The organism is Ruegeria arenilitoris (assembly GCF_013035425.1).
Lineage (GTDB): Bacteria > Pseudomonadota > Alphaproteobacteria > Rhodobacterales > Rhodobacteraceae > Ruegeria > Ruegeria arenilitoris_A.
Genome location: NZ_WQHX01000010.1, coordinates 71,179 through 90,608 on the forward strand (window position 1 = coordinate 71,179; position 19,430 = coordinate 90,608).

Consider the following 19,430-nt stretch of genomic DNA (forward strand, 5'->3'; position numbering starts at 1 on the left):
ATAAGCGGTCAGTGGGGCGTCAAAGCAGACGTTGCCGCGCGCCGACTTGTATTGAGCGTCCGATTTCAGCCGCTTTGTGGACAGCCGACAAAAATGCTCAGGTGACTGCGTTGAGCCCAAAGCAGTATTGGTTTAGGATTTGCCAGTCCTACGATTGCGTAGGGTTCAACATTTTAACTGTTGAATTAGGCGTATCCGACTGCGACAGTTTCTTATGCAACGTCGACTTACCACCATCGTTGCCGCCGATTTGGCGGAATACTCTCGTCTGATGGCTTTCGATGAAGAAGGCGTTATCCGGCGTTTGCGCGCAACACGGAGCGACGTGATTAACCCGGCGGTGGCCGAAGCCAACGGGCGGATCATCAAGACGATGGGCGATGGCATCTTGGTCGAATACCCCTCGCCGGTCGAAGCCATGCGATCGGTGATTTCAGTCCAGGAACAGATGGTGGCGCGTGAAACCGGCCCCGCTGACCAGCGCCTGCGCTTTCGCGTCGGCATAAATGTAGGCGACGTTGTCGAAGACGGCGATGACATCCTCGGCGACGGCGTCAACGTGGCGGCACGGTTGGAAAGCCTCGCGCCGCCGGGCGGGATTTGCATCTCGCGCAGCGTCCATGACCAGCTTCGTGGTAAGATTGATGCCCCCATGACCGAACTTGGCCTGCAAATGGTCAAGAACATCCCGGAACCGGTCGAGGTTTGGCGGGTCGAGATCAATGGCGTTAATGCGCCAGTGCAGGAAGAAAAAACCGAGCGCCCCTCGATTGCCGTTCTGCCATTCGACAACATGTCTTCGGATCCCGAACAGGAGTTTTTCGCCGACGGAATCGTCGAAGACGTGATTACCGAACTCAGTCGGTTCCGAAACCTATTTGTCATCGCCCGGAACTCGACCTTTGTTTACAAGGGCACCGCGACCGATATCAGGCAAGTCGCGCGCGAATTGGGCGTGCGCTATGTCGTCGAAGGCTCCGTACGGCGTGGGGGCAACCGGGTGCGCCTGACCGCCCAGTTAATCGAGGCGGAAACCGGATCCCATGTCTGGGCCGATAAATGGGACCGCACTCTAGATGATCTCTTTGCTGTTCAGGACGAGTTGACCGCTGCCATCGTCACGGCTGTCGAACCTGAACTGGGTGCCCACGAACGCACGTTGGCGCGTAGGAAACCCTCTGAGAGCCTCACAGCATGGGAAATGTGCCAAAGAGGGATTTCCGAACAAGTGAAATTCACGCCCGAGGCGATAGACACCGCCGACACCTTTTTCCGGAAAGCAATTGAGAGCGACACTACCTTTGCCGATCCGCATGTGATGTTGGCGCGCAATGGGTGGGTGCGCCTTGGATCAGGGTGGAGCAAGGATCCCGCGTCGGAACTCAAGAACGCGATTGACAGCGTGAAACGCGGATTGGAGTTGGACGACCGACAGGAAGTGGCGCATCTCGTACTGGGTGTCTTGCTGGCAATGGCGGGAGAGCCGCGCGATGGATCGGTCTCGGTGAACCGCGCCCTTGCGCTTAATCCAAACAATGTTCAGTGCCACTATGCGATGTGCATGGTAAGCTTGTTCGATCCCGCCACGGATGGGGACCTGATGCTCAAAAGCGCGCAGGAATGCCTCAAGCTGAACCCCAAGGATCCGCGGGCCACAATGTACCATTTTTTTTCCGCCTTGGGGCGCTGGGTCGAAAACGGGCTGGTCCCTGATGACGCCTATATTGCAGACATGGAAGCGGCGTGCGGGTACACAAATGCGCCTTGGTTCGTATTTATGATCTGCGCGGTGGGTTGTGTGCGAATGGGATTCACAGATCGTGCGAAAAAGCATCTTTCGGCAGCGCTGCAGCGACGTCCGGAGCTGACAAAAGACAATTACAGGGACGCGTTTCTTCAGCCAAGCTGGCCGGAATGGTATGAGAACGATCTCGATGCGCTTGAGACACTTGTCGAATTAGGATTGCCTCGCGACTAATGCAGCTATGTCCGCAAGGCAGAAATTCACTGAATGTACCCGAATGACCGTTCCGAGCCCAAAGCGGGCGTTGATCAAGTTAAGACATACGGCCTCAATTTAGTTGAAGCTTGTTTAGCTTCAGCACTAAAGTTCCGGTTCGTCGGCTTTACCGTGCACCAGAAGCGTCAGTCTAATGCTTCGAAGCCGAAAGCGTTCTTTCGCAGAAAGCTCTGAAAAAAGCTCTCGTTCACCAACCTGATAGGCGACGAATGTCCGGACTCGCATCTCCAATTGCTCGCCCTCGAACCCAATCGCCCGAAACAGACCGCGAATGTGCTCAAGCCTTTTGTTCATCTCTTTCCGCCAGACACGACGAACCTTTGGATCCTGTCGTGCCCACTGGCGGATCGCATTGTCGTATCGGCTGAGATCGGCCTGGTCTACGACGTCGGCAACGATTGCGAGCTTCTCAACAGGTGAAGCCTCAGCAAATCGTCGCTCTCGAAGGAAAGGAGTACCATCAAGCTGTAGCCAATAGTCCAGCAAGGCCTTGTGAAGATCGGTCCTGTCACGAAAGTGATAATAGAAACCGCTTTTGGCCACATTCAACTTATCGGCAAGGCGTTCGACACGGACTGCTTCAATTCCTCCGGCCCGAAGTAGGTCGAGCGCGGCGTTTAACCAGTCTTGCTTGCTGACACGCTTTTTTACCAAAACACTATTGCCTTTGATCTGTATCAAATTCAGCAGTTATTTTAACCATCTACTATATTTAGCTATACGGAACTGTCTATATAAATAGACGTCGCCGTACAGTATTCTTTGCAAGCTTGTATGCAAATTTGAAGGGGGGGAGACTATGAAACAAGGACTTAGAACAAGCGCCGCACTCGCGGTACTTATGACCATTGCAGCTCCAGCAAGCTCCTTTGAACCCGACGGCCCTCATTTGGCAAACGCACAACGTAATTCTGAGACTTGGGCCGCCGAAGATGCCGAAATTGATGCAAAGCTCGCGGCATTGGAGGAGAAGTTCGGAAAAAAGCCCAACATTATTTATATCCTAACCGACGATATCGGCTGGGGTGAGTTAGGTTGGCAAGGCGGTGGAAAGCATCGTGGCACACCTTCTGAAACTCTGGACAAGATGGCCTTTGAAGGGATGAGGTTCTGGTCGGGTTACGCCGAACCATCGTGCACACCAACCCGGATCGCCATCAACACGGGCCGCCACCCGGTTCGCACAGGTCTTTTGACTGTTTTATGGCCGGGACAGGTCGACGGGTTGTCGCCTGAAGAAGTCACGACAGCAGAAGTTCTATCCGAGGTCGGCTACCAAACCGCGATGTGGGGCAAGTGGCACCTTGGTGATTTACCCGAACATGCGCCGGGAAACCAAGGATATGATTACGCGTATTACGGCCTCTTCAATGGAGCACCGTATTATTGGCAGGCGTCTTATGAGGATCAAAGCGGCACATTTCCCTTCGCTGACTTTCCCGGAAACGAAACCTATCTGGAAGAGGCGGGTATCGATCTTTCTATAGGCGGTTATGTCGGCAGGAAAGGCGAGGGTCGTACACCAATCGAAGGTGTAGCTGGGACGCTCTCACCTGAAAGGCAGGAAGCTTTTGAAAACGAGTCGATCAGCCAGATCACAGAATATGTGAAAGAACACGCGGACGGCGAATACCCATTCTTTATCTACTGGGCCTCGTACGCTCAGCAAATAGCACCAAGCCAAGAGTTCATCGACCACCCGATGGTCGACAAGAACAATCGTCAGGCGTCCTTCATGGCTTTACATAATAAGCATGTCGGCCAATTGCTTGCGACTTTGAAAGCAGAAGGCATCGCAGAAAATACACTAGTAGTCTGGATCAGTGATAATGGCCCAATGTACGCCTTCTGGCCGACCGCCGGCTACACTCTATTGCGCGGTGCAAAAGGGGATGTTCTTGAGGGTGGAGTTCGGGTCCCTGCAATGGCCTGGTGGCCCGGTATGATCGAACCGATGCAGGACCCTATGGATGTAATTCATGTTACCGACCTGTTTACTACAGCAGCTCGGATCGGTGGCGCATTGGACAAGATCCCCAATGACAGGATCACCGATGGCATTGATCAGACATCGCTACTTCTAAATGGTGAAGGTCATGGACGTCGACAGTTTATGGCCCACTACAGCGCCGATGTGCTTGGCGCTTTCCGATACAATGATCACAAGATCCACATCACAGAAGGTCACGGAGGCTTGCCGGGTATGGACTTCTACAATGTGAAGCGAGATCCCGGCGAGAAATACGGCGCACTTTATCCCGGCCTTTGGGTGGTTCAGCCGATGCAGAAGCTTTTGGGCATGCACCACGGTCGTGTCGAACAGTTCCCTCACCGCGAACCCATGGCTCCCGAGGAAGCACGTCTCAAAGCCCAAAGTCACTAAGGTTACGAGATTTGAGCCGCCCAATTGGCGGCTCGGCTTATTGAGAAATCAAAATAGTCAAACGAGTTGATCTATGAAACAAACCATATTGAAACTTGCCTTAGCGACAATGACAGTACTTGCTTCGAAGCAAGCAATCGCGGAACCAATTCCGCTCGCCGGACAAAACGAAACAGAATGGCGTGACACACTTTCGATCTACGCGTTTCTACCGGCTAGAACCAAGGGAGACTCAACGGTTGCAGGAACAACCGTTCCTCTCGATCTGGATTTTGGTGATGCACTGGAGCTCTTCGATGTCGCCGCAGCCGGTAGATACGAAACCCGGCGTGGCAATTGGGGTTTCATAATTGATGCCAACTATGTTTCGCTTTAAGCGGGTGGCAGCTTGCCCACACCTGGACGCGCTACGTTCAGCGCCGATATTCGCCAGGAATGGCTGGGTTTACTTGCGGCGTACAAGGCAGTCGACGCCATCGGGGGTAACGGGCAGCGCTACGCCATCGATCTACAGGCTGGCGCGCGCTACAACTCTTTGCGCCAAGAGATTACAGCAACAGCTCCGGCACCAATCCATGTGTTGGGCGGCGATGAAGGCTGGCGGGAGCCGGTAATGGGTGCGCGCGGCACTTGGGTGCTTAACGAGCGGTGGACTGCAATTGCATCCTTGGAACTTGGCGGCTTTGGCGCAGGCGGCAACGACCTGCAAGTCGGAGCTAATGTTGGTGTGGATTGGCGTCCGTGGGAGACAACTTCGCTGTTTTTTGGGCGGCGTTTTTCAGCATGGACTACAGCGACACACTGTCCACAGGTGAATTCGAATATGACGTCGATCAGCACGGTCCAGTTCTTGGCTTAAAATTCAGATTCTGATTTGCGGCCCAGATGAACGCATGCTCTGCACTCCGGCCAACGGTTGCTTTGTCCGCATAGCGGTCATTCAGTGCCGATGCTAAGAACGTCTGTTTTTGTGGGCCAAGCCGACATAGGCCGGTCCAAAATCCGCTACTACCAGCCACCGATAAATGCTTCGACGATCGAAACGAAATCAAATTCTGCAATCGAGGCACTAACTTGGATCAGAGTGTGTTAAAAGTGATTAGCCACAAGCGTTATTAGCTAAGGTCAACTCCAATTTGTCCGTGCTTAGGCCGGTGATCAACTAGGAAAAGGGATGGAACAAGAAAATGAACCTTGAGAAACTTTCGAGTCGTGTAACTCAGGAACTCGACGAAGCCCTCGCGAACGACTTTCCCAAGGAAAGGCGTGAAGAAATCCTAGAAATCGTCCGGCGAGCAATGCTCGACTCCGCTGATCGAACACACCGAGAGATGAAAGATACGGCCGTCGTGTGCTGCGGTCCCGAGGCTGATCTGGCACACAAAATACAAGAGCAAATGGCGAAAAAGCGCGATATGCTGATCGCCAACCTGACTGCCATGCGGTAGTCAATTGCAGTAACTGATGGCCAGCCCATCGTTTCGGAACAGAGAAAAAGGTCCCGCCAGCGGTCATCCATCACGAATTGGTCTTTTCGGAAGAACTCGGCTTGGGCCAGGGGATGCTCTCCTTGATCCCCATCAAGGCTGACCCGTGAAAAAGGTTGGATTATGACTCGTACAAGTATTTTTTCGAATTCACGTTCGTTCAATTTTCTATGGGAGATCAGTGACACTGAAAAAATTCAATTGCATTGGTCAACGGAGTTATTCGGAAATCTCATGTGAAACCCATTTTTCTGATCATCAGTTACGCAATCACGGTCGTGATTCCTCTGATACTTTCATGGATATTTGGTGGACCGCCGCGTCCATTTCACCAAGAGCTTGCTTCGGGGTTCGGTATGCTTGCCTTTTCGATAATCCTCGTCGAGTTCGTTCTTTCCGGGCGCTTTAAGATCATTTCGAACGGATTGGGTATGGATGTGACAATGCGGGCGCATCAGCTTCTGGCGCGGACAGCGCTTGCTTTCGCCTTTATACACCCATTTCTTTATGGAGGTACACCGTCCGGCGGTCCGCGGCCCTGGGATCCCACGCGCCAACTGACGATTACAACAGAGTTTGCATATCTTTCGACCGGCATTGCCGCGTTCTTACTTTTGTTTTGCCTCGTGTTTCTTGCGATAGGGCGGAAGAAGTTGGATTTTAAGTATGAGACATGGCGCCTAATTCATGGATTGGGCGCACTTATGATTGCGGTACTTCTGTTACATCACACAGTCTATGCTGGTCGTTATGGATCTCAGCCCGAATTGACTTGGTTCTGGCTTGTAATGACCGGGGCTGCGGTTGGTTCCCTTCTATATATTTATCTGGCGGTTCCGCTGCGTGACATGGGGCGAAAATGGCGTGTCAAGTCTGTAACCAGCCTGACTCCCAATCAGTGGGAGATCACAGTGGCACCTCAGAACCACTCTGGCCTCGAATACAAGGCTGGACAGTTTGTTTGGCTAAATGTCGGACATGGTCCCTTTTCAATCAATGAAAACCCTTTTTCAATTTGTTCGGCGCCGGCCAATGGTCCGAGTATTTCCTTCATGATTAAGGAGCTGGGGGATTTTAGCCGAGCAGTAGGTGGGACAAAACTGGAAACTGTCGCATATATTGACGGGCCCTATGGCAGCCTATCCATCGACGATCGCGACGAGCCGGGGGTCGCGTTGATCGCAGGTGGCGTCGGTGTTGCGCCGCTGTTGGGTATACTGCGGGAGATGCGAGCAAGTGGTGATCCGCGCCAGGTGAAAATGGTTTATGGAAACAAACGGTTCGACCAAATCGCCTGGCGCGATGAGTTGGATAAAGAGGATATTACCTATGTCCTGTCGGAACCGCCTGAGGGCTGGGAAGGAGAGAAAGGTCTGATCGATGCTGAAATTATAGATCGTGTATTTTCGCTGGATCAGTTCCGTTCCTGGGTTTTCGTCCTGTGCGGTCCGTCTAATATGATGGAAACCATCGAGGACCATCTCATAAAGAAGGGCACCCCTTGGCACCGAATTCTTTCAGAGCGTTTTGACTATGATTAATCTTATTGGGAATTTGAGTTCCAAGAGGCGAGTGTTGATCGTAATTACGGTGGTCAACCTATTCTTCTTACTTGTTTTGTTGGCCTTCGTGCTTCGCTAAACAAATAAGTCAAATTGGTTGACTGTCTTAAATTCCTGCGGCCGCGCCAGCGGACTCCGTAGTTTGCATCAAAGAGGTTTTTCAGATTTAATCGGGCTCATTATTAGCTCTCAGAGGATTTGTCAGAATAACTTTGCTTGGGCGGGACACCCAAAGTTGGGTTTCAATATGAAAGAAATTCCTTCAGAAGTTTACGCGAGCTAAAAAAACAACTCCAACGACGCAACTTTCCAGAAGTTTCGTCGCGGAGCTGGCTTGGCTTGATCCCCGGGGACCACCATCACCAAGGCAGGCGGTGAAGTTCGCGCCGGTACCTGCGTGATGAAACTGCTTTTTGACGGAGAGACGGTGGCGGGTGTTCGTACCGAAGATGGGGCCGAGTTACACGCCAATGCGGTCATTTCCGACATCGGTGCGCGCGAGACCAATGACATACTCTTGCCTGACAAAAAAAGGACCAGCCGACTGGAAAGCTGATATTCGCGGATTGCCGGCCAGCATCGCACATTTCAACGTATTTCTTGGATTTGAAGGCGATATCGAGGCCGCTGGCGCCACGAAAGCCAACCACTGGTTCTTTCCTAGAGGTGAAACAGACGTTCTCTGGATGGACACACCGGACGCCCCGCCGCCGCACATGACGATGTCTTTTGGTTCACTAAAAAACGCAGCCCATGATCCTGGACCTCGGCAAAAACACACCGCGCAACTTTTGCGCTGGGAGGATTGGTCCATTGTGGCAGATTGGGCCGTCCATCCTGAGGGAGCCGGCGGTGACGACTATACCGAATTCAAACGCCGCACCGAAGCAACCATGATGGCAATGTTTAAAGAGCGATTTCCGGAACTTGCCAAGCACGTTGTGTACAAGAACCTCGCCGCGCCGCTCTCGACCGTGTCTTTCACGGGGCATAATCATGGGGCATTCTACGGCCTTGATGTCACGCCGGAACGCGTCATGTGCGATGCTTTGCGGGCAAAAACACCGATCCCTGGCCTTTATCTTGCGGGCCAAGACGTTGCGAGCCCAGGTATCCCCGGTGCACTTTGGGCAGGCATGCTTGTGGCTGCTTCTGTAGATTCGGGCGTATTTCGCATAATTCGCGGATAGTGCGGCACGAAACGTACTTCGCTCGTGTCGCTTGCGTCTGTTTTGTCCGCAAGCCGGTCGTAGCCAAGATTTGGGAGAGCGACCGCTTTTGGTGAGAGCGGTCGTTCCTGGTCGAAACTCCGAGTATTCGGGGGTGAATGTCCGCTCAAAGCTGCTAATCGGTCATCTGAGTAAGTCCGTCAGGTGACTGCTTCGAGCCCAAAAGGGACACTGGCGACACCGCATGTTAGAGTTGGGTCACAAGCTATGGAGGTACCCATGTCCGACGTCGCTTTTTGGGTTATCCAAGTCCCAGGCTGGCTACTCTTTATTTATCTGGTGATAGCGCAATGTACCGCGGCGGTGAGTTACGCTATGGGCATCAAGATGGGGACCCAAGAGCCTGCCAAACTGATTACGGAAGTTGGCGTCGCCTTCTTCAAAGGATATGCGGGCGCCGATTTGGTTTTCTATGTACCTTTACTTGGCCTCGGGCTCGTGGCGCACGCAATGGCCGCTTCATGGGCCGCGGCGGTGCTCGGTGCAGCCTTGGGAATTACCGTTTACTGGCCCGTCGCGTGTCTCTGGACCGTAAGAGCGGCTCGGGGCGCTGAGGGCTGGGAGTTGCCCAAGGAGGAGCAATATTGGGTGGTCCTACCCGTGATCGCAGGCTGGGGTGTACTGGCTCTCATTTTGCTTCTGCTAGCCGCGAAATAGAGATGGAATTTGGGACCTGCGCACTAGAACTAATACCGGCGTCCGCTAAGAGCCCAAAGCTTACAACGTTCTAAGAATGCAGTTTGTAACTGCAGAAACGGACGAATGTAGTTGCCAAAATTCAGTATCGACAACAAACACCCAAATTTTGTCGTATTAATGCAAAAATCTGAGCAAAAATGCCTTTCATTATTGAGCTGTGAGAACGGAACAATTTTGGAGTGGTCTGGATGATCCATACGTACCTTAGTTCGGCAGAGATTGCTCAGGTTCAGGACTTTGTGCTCGCTGAGCGCGGCAAAAGTCTGAGCGAACGTGAGTGGCATTTTCGCCTGCGCGGCTATGGCTATGGCCTGCGCGAAAGCGAAGGGAGTTGGATGGTAACCACTCTTCTCGAAAATGCCGACCTGTTCGAAATTGATAAAGCTACTGTAGACGGGCCAATTTCCGAATAGCGGCCATCAAGCCAAAATCGCCGAGTGTCCGCTTCGAGCCCAAGGCTGAGGGTAACTTTCATGGCTAATTGGCCTGCCGGAGACGAGTTCGAATTCGTTTGACAGCCCATTTTTAAGTTATTGTAAATAAATGTTAATCTGGATTTAGAGTGCCGAGCCCAACGTCCAAGAGCAAGTATTGGTCCCAAAACTCCATACTTCTGTTAGTTTTAAGTCTTAAGAACTGAATATTTTGAAGAGGATCACATCGATTTATGAAGCGTAAAATTGCTGCGATCCTGAGCCTCGATGTTGTCGACTACACAAAACGCATGTCGGAGGATGCTGAGAAAACGCTCAATGCACTACAACGCATCTTGGGCGAAGTAATCAAACCCTTGGTAAACGAAAATACGGGACGAATATTTAAGTTGATGGGAGACGGTGCTTTGGTCGAGTTCGCCGCTGCCACAGACGCAATCAATGCCGCCAGCCAAATTTTTTATCAAATGCGGAACGAAGACCTTTCACTTCGAGCGGGTATTCATGTTGGCGATGTAATGCCAAATGACACAGACTTGTTCGGAGAGGCTGTAAACATTGCGTCTCGTCTTCAGTCTAGCGCGCAGAGCGGAAGTTGTCTTGTAAGTAAGACAGCCGCCGAAGTAGCCGGAACCTCGCTTGCGGTTTCGTTACGACCAGAAAACTCAATTCGGCTCAAGGGTATTCCAAATCCGGTGGAAGCCTATTCCATTGATTTAGATGGAGACAAAAGACGCGCCAAGAACAAGCTTCTAGCCACTTCTCAGGACATTCGCTTTGCAAAATCGAAAGACGGTACAACTCTTGCGTGGACATCATCTGGAAGCGGAACCAAGCTACTGGTTACACCAAATTGGCTAAGACATCTGGAATACGATTGGACAATGAATTCAATTGCCGGATGGTTGCCATTGTTATCTGAAATCTACTGCCTCTATCGATTTGATGGCCGAAACAATGGCTTGTCCGAAAGGGGCGTTCAGGATGTATCGCTAAATCGGATAGTGGAAGATGTTGAGGCTGTTATGGACGCGGCCCAGATCGAAAAAATTCCACTGTTCGGTGTATCTTTTGGAGCAACGATAGCCGCGGCCTTTGCCGCGTACCATCCTGATCGCGTCTCGGGTTTGGTTTTGTTTGGTGGGTTTGCACAAGGTCTAGCGGTGCGTTCGCAGCCAGGGATCGCCGCGCTTGGACAAGCAATGATGGACATGAGCCTTGAAGGCTGGAACGATGAATATCCTTCTGCAAGAGATTTGATGGCTCAGTCATTTGCCCCGACGGCTAGCCCTCACGATCAAAGCACTTATGCAGAGTTTATGAGAGTGGCAATGGACCACCAAGATTGGCTCAAAATTGGGCCACTGGTCGCAAGTGTCAACATAACCGATCTACTTCCGCAAATCTCCTGCCCAACATTGGTTCTGCACGCTAATCGCGACAGGATGCACGATGTAGAGCAAGGTAGAATATTCGCCTCCGGTATCGAGAATGCGCGCTTCATTGGTATTGAGACAGCGAACAATACGATGCCAGAATACGATCCCGCTTGGCCCAAAGCCCTGCAGGAAATTGAGCGTTTTATGAGTTCACTTTGATCTGTTGGCGTTTTCTTTCGCTCCGTTTTTAAAGACAATATTATTTATACGTGTTGCAGACGCTTGGATTCTGACCTTTGGATGAACGCTCGGGGCTAGACCACCCTTCAAACCAGTCCCTTATTTACTTTATGAGTTGACCGAGAGAGGGTGGTTGTATTCTATCCAAGCATGAACCGTCCGATGACAACTTGCGTCGCTTTCCTCGCTGGTGTTCTGCCCCATGTATCGTTGGTTTATGCTCAGGATTGTACGCGCGATGCGATGCTCGTGTTTGATAGTTCGGCGTCTATGGCAGAACTTGGTTTGCAGCTAGATGAGCCCAGACGCATTGATGATGCCCGGGTGGCCGTGCAGGATGCAATGCCCCTTATTGCCCCTATCCGTCGTATAGGATTAATCACATATGGTCCGGGCCCCGAGAATTCCTGTGAAGGTATCAACCTGAAGTTCGAACCTATAGAAAATGCAGCACAGCGTGTAACGGACGCTATTGCATTGCTGGATCCAAACGGTTTGACCCCTCTTACAGAAGCGGTTCGCATGGCGTCCGAGGTGCTGAATTTCCGAACAGATCCAGGCATCGTGGTGCTGGTTACGGACGGCAATGAAACTTGCGGAGGCGCGCCTTGTGCTTTGGGCGCCGAGTTGGCGTCTACAGCCGCAGACCTGACCGTGCATGTGATCGGGTTCCGTGTCGCCACAGACCGGTTCGCTTGGGACAGTCCGGACGTGAGGCTGTTTCCCGATGGAATCTCTGTGGCCAAATGTCTATCTGATAGAACCGGTGGCAAGTATGTCACTACCCAGACCATAGAAGAACTCACCGATGCCCTGCTCAGCACATTGGGCTGCGATTTTGTCGGCTAACACATTCGACGATGCCAGCCAGTTTGGGGCCAAGAAACCGACTTTTTCGGCTGGCAGACGTTTCCAGAAACCCTCAATGTCCGCCTTTTTCGCATTAGCGTCGTTCGCAAAACTTAGCAGAACGACCGCTTTGAACCCAGAGCCGCCGTTAATCCGGCATAGGTACGCTGCTCCGCGGCGAATGACCGCTCTGAGCCCAAAGCGGACTCCAGTTTTTTCAGTCAAAAGTGTCAATCCGAGAATAATAGGTCTGCAAAATGGACATGACGGAACAGGAAAACGGCAAGGCTGCCAAGCTGCCTCAATTTTTCAGGCTGTTGGGTCGGTAGAGCCATATAGGCAAATTACAGATGCCTCCCGGGGCGACAAGGTAGAGGCCCCGGGGATTGGCCTTACTCATCGCCTGGATAAGGAAATTCTTGCCCTAATACTTCACTGGCTTCCTCAAAGATGGGACGCAGTACGTCGTCGACATCATCGTATCCGGCCTCGGTGAACTCCGAAAATTGCATGGCTTCCAAAGGCACGCCTGAACGCTCAGAGAACTCCTCTCGGTCTTCCAGCGAGGGTACTTCTGCCGGAGCGGCGAGCGGCGGAGACCATGTGCGCTCCTCGGTCACGGCCATACGCACGGTGATGTCGTCCTTGGTTACGTTCCATACCATAAAGTCGTCTGCCATGCTCAGCGGCCCATCATAGGTCGAGCGAATTCGCTCATAGACAGAGTTGACTGTGTCGAAGTCGTTGAAGAAGTGATAGGCGACCGCCATACGTGGCTGGATGTCACTCATCACCTTGCCGAAGGCTTCCGGAGCGGTGTGAACTTGCGTACCAACTAGCAGCGCCGATTCTGGTGTGAAGCGCATCTTGGTTACGAGTTCGGGCACAGCGATGAAACATTCGTGGACAGCGATATCGGCGTCCTTCGCGTGTTCTCTGAACCACTTGTTGGGGTAGGTGTCAGAGCTGAAGACGAACTTTAGATCGTTCCACTCCAACGCATAGCTGACGGCTCCATCGATCGAGTGAATGGCTGGAAACGTACGGATTGTGACGCCGTTTTCGTCGTAGATAACCTCATTTTCCAGTTTGTAGTCGAATTCATTCACTTCCATCGAATAACCGCGAAAGTCGACGTTGCCTGCGCGACCAGCGAGGTCCCAAGTTAGCATTTTTTGCATATGATCAAGCGCATAGGCTGTTCCAAGTTCGGGTGCAGCGCCTGACGGCCCCCAAACCCGCAACGGTACATTTCGGCCCATAAGGGCACCGCCTATGAAAAGATCGTGGAGCGCGCCAAAATGATCGGTGTGTAGGTGGCCGATAAAGACTTTATCCAGATAATTATAGGGTATCTGCAGCGACGAAATCCGCTCGGCAGAGCCGGAGCCGATGTCGAAAAGGAACTTGTCGCCATTGCCCAGCTCGACAAGAAAGCAGGCCGCTGCCTGAGCCGCGCGGGTCGTCGGCATGCCGGTTCCGCAGGCAATCACTCGCATCTCATTCTCGGCCAAGTCCTCAGAATTAGGATAATAGGCGTCACGTGGTCGCATGCTGGTCTTGGTTGGCGAAACTTCTTCGACTTCTTGCGCAACCGCAGCGCCCGGCAAAACCATTTCAAAGACACTTTGCCGAACAGTTTTTGGCGCGATAGTTACGACGCCAAATGCGATACCAATCGCAAAGGTTTGAATTGTCATTCGATATGGAAAATTTAGCGGCATTAGAAACCCTCCATTTGCGTCAATCTTGCTATGCCTATTTTGCCACAAAAGTGTGTAATGTTTAACTATGTTGGAGTGAGGACGGGGTGGGTCACTCCTCACATTTCTTTTGGGATAAGGTTATGGCACCGGTTTCAGATCCGATCAGCAATACAGAAATCAATGCTGCCCTTCAGAGTGTTCTCACCAACCCTAGGTTTGATGGCGCAGGGCGGGTAAAAGACATTTTGTCTTATACAGTGGCAGAAGAAGTTGCAGGTCGTGGAGAGCAAATAAGGGGCAAAACGATTGTTGCTGACGTCTATGGGCGCGAAACGCTAAAGGGCAGTGACCCGGTAAATGCGATCCGAGTTCAAGCGAGAAGGCTTAGGAGGTTGCTGGATCAATACTATGAGACTGCCGGTCGAAACGATCCAGTAAGAATCCACATAGACCGCGGCAGTTATCGACCGCGATTTGAACGCGTTTTCCGCGAGCAGGCGCCTAAAGCCGCCGTTCGCAAGCAATCGAAGTGGACAACAATCGGAGCTTTTTCGATTGGGACATTGACCGGGGCAGCGTTAACTGCATTGTTGTTTGTGGCCGTCAAACCGTGGGCGTTTAAAACAACTGACGGCGACGATCAATCCACCGTGATCGCTCGCGCGGAGCGGGCCTCCTTGTACGATAAGTCACCAGTAACCCTTCAAGCGTTCAATCTCGCGGATCAAGCGCGCGAAATGCTCTTTCCGTTATTCGATCGACCCCGTCAGCTGCTAGCTCTTTCCGTATTCCAAAGGGTTATTGAGCTCGATCCAAGCTATTACGGCGGCTACGCGGGGGCTGCTCAGGCTTTGGCTACACTGTCGATATTGGAACCGTCTTCAGACAAAAGATCAGAAACAGTCACAGCTGCGTTGGAAATGGCAGAGTCAGCTGTTCAGATTGCTCCGACCGAAGCTTGGAGTCAGTCAGCGATGAGTTTTGCCATGTTCGCAAGTGGGGAATATGATGAATCTCTGGCGTTGGGGCAAAGAACTGTCCAATTGGACCCTGACGACGGGCATGTTCTGGATTATTTTGGAACGGTGGCTCTCTTCTCAGGTCGGTTCGAGGAGGCCGCGAATTCCTCAGGACGGGATGATTTAACATCGTCAAGCAATCAACGATTTGCGCGTCGCAATATTTCGGGAGCAGCGAATTATCACCTTGGGAATTACGCCACTACAGTGGAGAACTTCGAAAGCGCCGCGGAATTCGGTGATCCGTTAAGTGCGCCTTCGTTGGCTTATCACGCGGCAGCATTGGCTAGACTTGGTCAAACCGATGCGGCGACAGAGAAATTGAAAGAATTAGATTTTGCTTGGCCGAATGCTCCCATAAAGTCGATGCTTGTCGGAATATTTTCTAAGGGAGAGTTTGTTGGTGACGTGACTGCAGAACTTGAAAAACTCGGTTGGTCAAACCCAGTAAAGCGACCTTCAGACCAAGAATAGCGTTTTTGCCAGTCCTGCCCTGGGAGTAAAATAGCAATAACAAAATGGCATGTCCTTTTGAGGATCTGGTTTAGGGTACACTGAGTCCGCAAAGCAGACGTTGAGCAGACTTCACTGAATGACCGCTTCGAGCCCAAAGAGGTCGTTCAATCCGCCTTGGTTGATGCGATCGAGACGCTCAGTCATAATTGACCGAGGAACTGATGTGGAGGCTTTTCAGGATGACAAACAACCTTGCACCCAGGACATCGTTCAAACCATCTATCGTCGATCGTCTGAGTATTCGGGTCGTTGTTGATTCCAGCTACGATCTTTTTGCGCTAAAATACGAGCACCCTCACGTCGACGTAAGCCACATCACGTTCATTCCCGGGCGACAGATGACGACACTTGCATGCGAATGGGGTCTTTCGCTGCACCTTTGCTCGGAACGAAATGGCGAAACAGCACAGCACATTCTCGACTTTGGATGGACGCCGGAAATCATCAACCGCAATTTCGATCTTCTTGGAATTGACCCAACCAGAATTGATGGGCTGATCCTGAGCCACGCTCATCGTGATCATTTCGGCGGTCTTGCCGGGTTTGTGGATCATTACCGCCACAGGATGCCGGACCAGGTGCCGTTTTACGTCGGCGGCGAGGAGACATTTCGCGAAAAATGGCTGGGCAAGAAAGAAAACCCGTTCTCTTGGGGCGCGCTGGACGGCACGTGGCTGACGGCCCAGAACGTAACGCCGGTGTGCTGCAACCAGCCGCATGACATCAAACAGGCGTTCACTTCCGGCTACATTGACCGAAATTCGTTTGAAACTGTGACCGGCGGTTCGATGGTCGTGGAAGCCGAAGAACCTTACAACCATTTCACTCAAGCTGAGCTCGGCGGCAGGCTTGTCACGGACTTACACCCGGACGAGCACGCGACCTGTTACATCGTGCAGGGGAAGGGCCTGGTTGTCATCACCTCCTGCGGACACGTCGGGTTGATCAATACGACGAGAGCAGCAATGGCAGTATCAGGGGTGTCAAAACTTCACGCCGTCATTGGCGGCTTCCACCTAGGTCCTGCGCCGCTGGACTACATCGAACACACGATTGACGAGCTGCAATCCTTGGACCCCGACGTCGTCCTTCCCATGCATTGCTCAGGTTCGAACTTCATCGCAGCGATGGAGCGGAGAATGCCCGACAAGCTGATCACCACAAATGTGGGGTCGCTCTTCACCTTCAGGAGTTGAGGTTTGTTCATAGTCTGGGCGGGTCGGGGCCGGCGAGCAGAGAGCGAGCGCAGCTCCAACCACCAGAGCACGACGTGCGCAGGCATTGTCCGCAAATCGGTCTTTCAAAGAATGCATGAAGCTCAGCGGAACCAGTCACAGCTTCATGCGTCTAACCAGTTTTCGGTTAGCGACTTGAACAGGTCCGGTTGTTCCCAAGCTAAACTGTGACCTGCGCAATCAAGTACGGCCAGCGTCGCACGCGGGTATGTATCCCGCAGCGAACGACCGCATCGAGCCCAATTGTGCCGCTCAAATCCTAGAGCTGTAGAGCGGTGGTCAGTTACGTCTAGATCGCGCGGGGTTCTGTTGGGAAGGACAAATTCTCCGATCTGCGACTAGTTCGATCAGGCCTCAAAAGACCTAGTAGAATGGCCTAGTGGCGCTTTTCAGTTCGTTTTGTGCTAGATTCAAGCTGCCGAAGGAGTGGCGGGATAGACTGAGAGGTGCGCTCGAATGAATGAAATCTATGGCCCCGTAGAAGGCGGGTGTTTATGCGGAGCCGTTCGCTATTCGCTCAGCCAGCCACCCCACAATGCCGGTTATTGTCATTGTCGGATGTGCCAAAGAGCCCTAGGGAACCTGTTCGGGGCCTGGATCATGACCAAGAACGAATACCTCCGGTACCCTAAGAAAGAGCCGAACTGGTACGCGGCCAGCGATGCCGCCCGGCGCGGGTTTTGTAGTACATGCGGCTCACCGATTGTTTGGCAACCCGAAGGTAAGGATTTTGCCGCTATCTGGATCGGTACCCTGGATGATCCGACCGCTTATGTACCGCAAGGTCATTGGCATACGGAAGGTAAGATCCCTTGGGTGGACATTCACGACCATTTGCCTGTCCGATCATGAGAAATTTGTTGCACACCAGGTGGAAACTGCGATCTGAGCGCCATAACAGAGGGGTTTAACAGGATTTGAATAGACGTCTGGCCGCTATTTTAGTTGCTGATGTAGTCGGTTATTCGCGCATGATGGGCGAAGACGAAGCGCAGGCTCTCGCAGCCCTGCAGCACTTACGTGACGATCTGTTCGAGCCAGAAGTCGCCAGTAGATCTGGCAAGGTCATCAAGAGAATCGGGGACGGCTGGCTGGTGGAGTTCGAGTCCGCAGTAGAAGCCGTTTCCTGTGCGCTGGGTGTGCAAGACAAACTGGCGAAAAAAGATATTGCGCTCCGTATCGGCATCCATATTGGGGACATCGTGCACGAGGGCGACGATATTTTCGGCGATGGTGTTAACGTTGCCGCCCGGCTCGAGGCGGTCGCTGGTGCCGGTCAGATCGTCATCTCAAACGACGTCAGACGGCTAATCTCGAGTCTCATCAGCCGCAGCTTCCACGACAATGGAATCGTCCACCTCAAGAACATAATCGAACCGGTGTGGATCTGGAGCTGGCCTGACAGGCTGCCGGTCCCGGCAGCGGAACCTGATCGATTTGGCCGAAAGCCGCGCGTATTTGTAGGCGAATTCGAGACGACCCAGAATGACGCGCAAGACGTGGCCCGTGCCGTTTGCGAGGATCTTTCCACCATGTTCTCCCGTCAGACTGCCCTCATTCTGGTCGATGACAAGGAGAGCGCGGACTATTTGGTTGGCGGCTCTGTGCGCAGCGCGGGCCCGCGCTATCGCGTTGTCGCGCACCTGACCCATAGGGAGACAGGTGAGCAGGTCTGGTCAGAACGATATGACGAAACCGATGAGGATGTGTTCCGGCTACAGGATCAATGCGGCATCAAGGTTGCCAGCGCCGTGAGGGTGCGAATCTCAATCAACGAAGCCGGGTATGTCGATGATTTACCCTTGGAAAAGTTGACGGTTGAACAACTACTGAATGTGGCTGCCCGGTGCTACATGTCGACGTCGCGGGACATCTGGCTAAGGGCTAGACAGGCGCTTGAATTGGCCCTTCAGCATGATCCAGACAACTGGATGGCCTATGCGATGCTCTGTTACGAGGCAACCAGCGAACTGGACTTCGGATGGCGCAGGCTGCCAAACGAAGATGCGGTGCGAACCTGCCGCTATATCGAACGCGCGGTCCGGCTGAACCCGAACAGCGACGTCGTTCGCATGACACATGCCAAGGTTTTGCTTGCCGTGAAAAAGGACCATGCAGCTGCCAAGGCCGAGGCGGAACTGGCGCTGAAACTCAACAAGAACTTCATGCACGCGGTTGCGCAAATGGCGATGATCGAAGCCTATCTCGGCAATGCCGCAGTGGCGATGACTCTGGCGCGACAGGCCGTTGAAGATGATGCAAGCCATCCCTACCTGTTCTACTTTCTGCGTCAGGCCGGTATCAGTTTCGCGGTTCTGGGGCAGTATGATCAGGCCGCGGAGTACTTCATGAAGGCGGACTTGGCTGCGCCCGGGCTTCCGGCGAACCTTATGGGGCTAGCCGCTTCGCGCCAACTCTTGGGAAACACCGAGGGTGCCCGGGAAACGATGGCGAAGCTCACGTCCATCGCTCCTCAATTCAATTTGCAAGAACTGGAGGCCTGGCCCTTCAGGGACCCGTCGGGCTGGGTTCCAATACGGGAGGCCTTGGAAGCAGCAGGCGCAAGGAAAATGCCTCCGATCTCGGTTGTAGGTCGTCGTTTGACTTCATGAATTTCGCCGCCTGGATCGAAAGTCCCGAAAGCAGACGCTGAACGGGTTCTACTGAATGAC

General features: G+C 52.7%; 18 protein-coding genes. 16 read left to right on the forward strand and 2 right to left on the reverse strand.

What is annotated here, in order from left to right:
• Positions 1 to 214 precede the first annotated feature (214 nt).
• Positions 215 to 1,978 carry an adenylate/guanylate cyclase domain-containing protein gene (locus GOV45_RS21015; RefSeq protein ID WP_170481774.1) on the forward strand — a complete coding sequence of 588 codons (1,764 nt, stop codon included), beginning with the start codon at positions 215 to 217 and terminating at the stop codon, positions 1,976 to 1,978.
• Positions 1,979 to 2,104: 126 nt separating this feature from the next.
• Here GOV45_RS21015 and GOV45_RS21020 read toward each other — a convergent pair whose 3' ends face one another.
• Entirely contained in the window at positions 2,105 to 2,674 is a 570-nt protein-coding gene (locus GOV45_RS21020; protein WP_170481777.1) for a TetR/AcrR family transcriptional regulator, read from the reverse strand.
• A 145-nt stretch (positions 2,675 to 2,819) separates the two neighbouring features.
• Between GOV45_RS21020 and GOV45_RS21025 the strand changes: the two genes are divergently transcribed.
• The 11 genes from GOV45_RS21025 to GOV45_RS21075 all read left to right on the forward strand — a co-directional run bounded on the left by GOV45_RS21025 (position 2,820) and on the right by GOV45_RS21075 (position 12,282).
• Positions 2,820 to 4,403, forward strand: coding sequence for a sulfatase-like hydrolase/transferase (locus GOV45_RS21025; RefSeq protein ID WP_170481780.1), 1,584 nt, complete (start codon positions 2,820 to 2,822; stop codon positions 4,401 to 4,403).
• Positions 4,404 to 4,476: 73 nt separating this feature from the next.
• Positions 4,477 to 4,779 carry a hypothetical protein gene (locus tag GOV45_RS21030; protein ID WP_170481783.1) on the forward strand — a complete coding sequence of 101 codons (303 nt, stop codon included), beginning with the start codon at positions 4,477 to 4,479 and terminating at the stop codon, positions 4,777 to 4,779.
• A 12-nt stretch (positions 4,780 to 4,791) separates the two neighbouring features.
• Positions 4,792 to 5,262 carry a hypothetical protein gene (locus GOV45_RS21035; protein WP_170481786.1) on the forward strand — a complete coding sequence of 157 codons (471 nt, stop codon included), beginning with the start codon at positions 4,792 to 4,794 and terminating at the stop codon, positions 5,260 to 5,262.
• 328 nt (positions 5,263 to 5,590) lie between these two features.
• Positions 5,591 to 5,851, forward strand: coding sequence for a hypothetical protein (locus GOV45_RS21040; RefSeq protein ID WP_170481788.1), 261 nt, complete (start codon positions 5,591 to 5,593; stop codon positions 5,849 to 5,851).
• A 275-nt stretch (positions 5,852 to 6,126) separates the two neighbouring features.
• Positions 6,127 to 7,431, forward strand: a complete 1,305-nt coding sequence (locus GOV45_RS21045) for a ferredoxin reductase family protein (RefSeq protein WP_170481791.1) — start codon at positions 6,127 to 6,129, stop codon at positions 7,429 to 7,431.
• 421 nt (positions 7,432 to 7,852) lie between these two features.
• Positions 7,853 to 8,008: a hypothetical protein gene (locus GOV45_RS21050; protein ID WP_170481794.1), complete on the forward strand. Its 156-nt coding sequence runs from the start codon at positions 7,853 to 7,855 to the stop codon at positions 8,006 to 8,008.
• Positions 7,959 to 8,642, forward strand: a complete 684-nt coding sequence (locus tag GOV45_RS21055) for a hypothetical protein (RefSeq protein ID WP_170481797.1) — start codon at positions 7,959 to 7,961, stop codon at positions 8,640 to 8,642. The genes GOV45_RS21050 and GOV45_RS21055 overlap by 50 nt, the downstream gene beginning before the upstream one ends.
• A 258-nt stretch (positions 8,643 to 8,900) precedes the next feature.
• On the forward strand, positions 8,901 to 9,338 hold the full coding sequence (locus tag GOV45_RS21060; protein WP_170481800.1) for a hypothetical protein: 438 nt from the start codon (positions 8,901 to 8,903) through the stop codon (positions 9,336 to 9,338).
• A 230-nt stretch (positions 9,339 to 9,568) separates the two neighbouring features.
• A complete protein-coding gene (locus tag GOV45_RS21065) occupies positions 9,569 to 9,793 on the forward strand; it encodes a hypothetical protein (RefSeq protein WP_170481604.1) in 225 nt (74 codons plus the stop codon).
• 254 nt (positions 9,794 to 10,047) lie between these two features.
• Positions 10,048 to 11,412 carry an alpha/beta fold hydrolase gene (locus GOV45_RS21070; RefSeq protein WP_170481803.1) on the forward strand — a complete coding sequence of 455 codons (1,365 nt, stop codon included), beginning with the start codon at positions 10,048 to 10,050 and terminating at the stop codon, positions 11,410 to 11,412.
• Between the two features lie 171 nt (positions 11,413 to 11,583).
• Positions 11,584 to 12,282 (forward strand): vWA domain-containing protein, encoded by a 699-nt coding sequence (locus GOV45_RS21075; protein ID WP_254448076.1) that lies wholly within the window; start codon positions 11,584 to 11,586, stop codon positions 12,280 to 12,282.
• A gap of 392 nt (positions 12,283 to 12,674) precedes the next feature.
• Here GOV45_RS21075 and gntH read toward each other — a convergent pair whose 3' ends face one another.
• The gene (gene gntH, locus GOV45_RS21080) at positions 12,675 to 14,006 is read right to left on the reverse strand and encodes a guanitoxin biosynthesis MBL fold metallo-hydrolase GntH (protein WP_170481805.1); all 1,332 of its coding nucleotides are present in this window, start codon (positions 14,004 to 14,006) and stop codon (positions 12,675 to 12,677) included.
• 122 nt (positions 14,007 to 14,128) lie between these two features.
• Here gntH and GOV45_RS21085 point away from each other — a divergent pair, with 122 nt between their 5' ends.
• From GOV45_RS21085 to GOV45_RS21100, 4 genes are all read left to right on the forward strand, one after another.
• Entirely contained in the window at positions 14,129 to 15,481 is a 1,353-nt protein-coding gene (locus GOV45_RS21085) for a tetratricopeptide repeat protein (protein ID WP_170481808.1), read from the forward strand.
• Between the two features lie 221 nt (positions 15,482 to 15,702).
• Positions 15,703 to 16,719 (forward strand): MBL fold metallo-hydrolase, encoded by a 1,017-nt coding sequence (locus tag GOV45_RS21090; protein ID WP_170481811.1) that lies wholly within the window; start codon positions 15,703 to 15,705, stop codon positions 16,717 to 16,719.
• Between the two features lie 495 nt (positions 16,720 to 17,214).
• The gene (locus GOV45_RS23525; protein ID WP_170481814.1) at positions 17,215 to 17,610 is read left to right on the forward strand and encodes a GFA family protein; all 396 of its coding nucleotides are present in this window, start codon (positions 17,215 to 17,217) and stop codon (positions 17,608 to 17,610) included.
• Positions 17,611 to 17,675: 65 nt separating this feature from the next.
• Complete coding sequence (locus GOV45_RS21100) at positions 17,676 to 19,370, forward strand: adenylate/guanylate cyclase domain-containing protein (RefSeq protein ID WP_170481816.1); 1,695 nt, start codon at positions 17,676 to 17,678, stop codon at positions 19,368 to 19,370.
• Positions 19,371 to 19,430 lie beyond the last annotated feature (60 nt).